The 1,112-nt window shown below is 55.4% G+C and carries 1 protein-coding gene; it reads left to right on the top strand.

The genetic code is table 11. The features are described from left to right. A partial coding sequence (gene tuf, locus EJA71_RS23630; protein ID WP_158959956.1) for an elongation factor Tu occupies positions 1 to 1,112 on the top strand: 1,112 nt, incomplete at both ends.

Raw genomic sequence — 1,112 nt, 5'->3', positions numbered from 1 at the left:
GGTCACGTTGACCACGGTAAAACCACTCTGACCGCTGCTCTGACTCGCGTCTGCTCCGAAGTTTTCGGTTCGGCCGTAGTTGAATTCGACAAGATCGACAGCGCTCCAGAAGAAAAAGCTCGCGGTATCACCATCAACACCGCGCACGTTGAATACAACTCGCTGATCCGTCACTACGCTCACGTTGACTGCCCAGGTCACGCTGACTATGTGAAGAACATGATCACCGGTGCTGCTCAAATGGACGGCGCTATCCTGGTTTGCTCGGCCGCTGATGGTCCGATGCCACAAACCCGTGAGCACATCCTGCTGTCCCGTCAGGTAGGCGTTCCGTACATCGTGGTTTTCCTGAACAAGGCTGACCTGGTAGACGACGCAGAGCTGCTGGAACTGGTTGAGATGGAAGTTCGCGACCTGCTGTCCACCTACGACTTCCCGGGCGATGACACTCCAATCATCATCGGTTCGGCTCGTATGGCGCTGGAAGGCAAAGACGACAACGAGATGGGCACCACTGCCGTCAAGAAGCTGGTTGAGACTCTGGACAGCTACATCCCAGAACCAGTTCGTATGATCGACAAGCCATTCCTGATGCCAATCGAAGACGTATTCTCGATCTCGGGTCGCGGTACTGTTGTGACTGGTCGTATCGAGCGCGGTATCGTTCGCGTTCAGGATCCGCTGGAAATCGTTGGTCTGCGTGACACTACCGTTTCCACCTGCACCGGTGTTGAAATGTTCCGCAAGCTGCTCGACGAAGGTCGTGCTGGCGAGAACTGCGGCGTTCTGCTGCGTGGCACCAAGCGTGACGACGTTGAGCGTGGTCAGGTTCTGGTTAAGCCGGGTTCGGTTAAGCCGCACACCAAGTTCACTGCAGAAGTTTACGTTCTGAGCAAGGAAGAAGGCGGTCGTCACACTCCGTTCTTCAAAGGCTACCGTCCACAGTTCTACTTCCGTACTACTGACGTGACCGGTAACTGCGAGCTGCCAGAAGGCGTTGAAATGGTAATGCCAGGTGACAACATTCAGATGACTGTTACCCTGATCAAAACCATCGCGATGGAAGACGGTCTGCGTTTCGCTATCCGTGAAGGCGGTCGTACCGTCGGCGC

The organism is Pseudomonas sp. PB106 (assembly GCF_009764645.1).
Lineage (GTDB): Bacteria > Pseudomonadota > Gammaproteobacteria > Pseudomonadales > Pseudomonadaceae > Aquipseudomonas.
Note: the sequence above shows the minus strand (reverse complement) of the source record. Positions and strands in the feature narration are given on the sequence as shown.